This is a genomic window from Oleiphilus sp. HI0123, assembly GCF_001635315.1.
This window is the reverse complement of the sequence record NZ_LWGE01001819.1, coordinates 1-963: the sequence shown is the minus strand read 5'-3', so window position 1 is coordinate 963 and position 963 is coordinate 1. Positions and strand designations below refer to the sequence as shown.

The following is a 963-nucleotide window of genomic DNA, read 5'->3' as shown; positions in this document are numbered from 1 at the left end:
GATCAACCAAAAAGCCCTGTTCAGCTAAACTGTCAATAAGCTCAACAAAACCTTTTTCACCTTCTTTAACAATATAAAAATCAATACACGGATACCGTTCCCAGAAATCCGTCATTTCTAATTCAGTTAGGCCGTAATTAGGCCCTCCGAAAACAACAACAGTACTGGGTGAGAACTCTTTAATCTTTTGCGCAAATTCAATCGATAAATTTAAATTCCAAGAATAATTTGAAAAACCAATTACATCCGGAAACTTATCTTGGCAAGCTCGATTTAAGTCTTCTGGGTACTTAAAAACCTCTATGTCGTACAGCCCAGGCCGAACCTTTTCAAGATAAGAAGCTATCAATCCAATAGCCAAGGGAAAAACGTTTGAAGCAATGCTTTGCCCTGTATGGGTTAAGTCAGCTAGGTATATCGTTTTCTTAGACATATTTTTGAACCTTAGGTCTATTGGAGCTAAGTGATTAACCATTTAATCAATAGCTAACACTTAACCCACCAACCCCAGATGTTTCATCCATTTTACAGTGTAGCAATTGTCATTATCTTTTAGCTCGCCAGATATGTACTTTTCTTCCACTTCGCGTATGGCATCATCGATTTTAAACTTGGGAGAAAAACCCGTTGCTAGCAGTTTCTCTGAGTTTTGACGATATGAGCGAGGGTCATTTGATTCAGTAACAATGATTTCGGAAGAGATTTTATCTTTGACTCTTGTTGCAATATCAAGAATAGAAATATTTTCAAAGCCAGCATTGTAGTTACCGCTAGGTAAATGAGGATGGGCAATAAAGTGCCGGTAAACGCCTGCCATGTCTTGAATATGAATATTCGGACGAGTTTGCTTGCCACCAAAAACAGTTATCTTGCCATTTTTAACAGCTTGTAGTGTTAACATATTTACACTTACATCTAAGCGCATACGTGGAGACCAGCCACACACAGTAGCAGGCCTTATAT

At 38.2% G+C, this 963-nt stretch carries 2 protein-coding genes; both read right to left on the bottom strand.

Annotation, left to right across the window (positions count from 1 at the left end):
* A partial coding sequence (locus A3761_RS24450; protein ID WP_197473242.1) for a cobalamin-dependent protein occupies positions 1-433 on the bottom strand: 433 nt, incomplete at its 3' end.
* Positions 434-493: 60 nt separating this feature from the next.
* Positions 494-963 (bottom strand): NAD-dependent epimerase/dehydratase family protein (locus A3761_RS24445; RefSeq protein WP_369808268.1); only part of this gene is annotated, 470 nt, incomplete at its 5' end.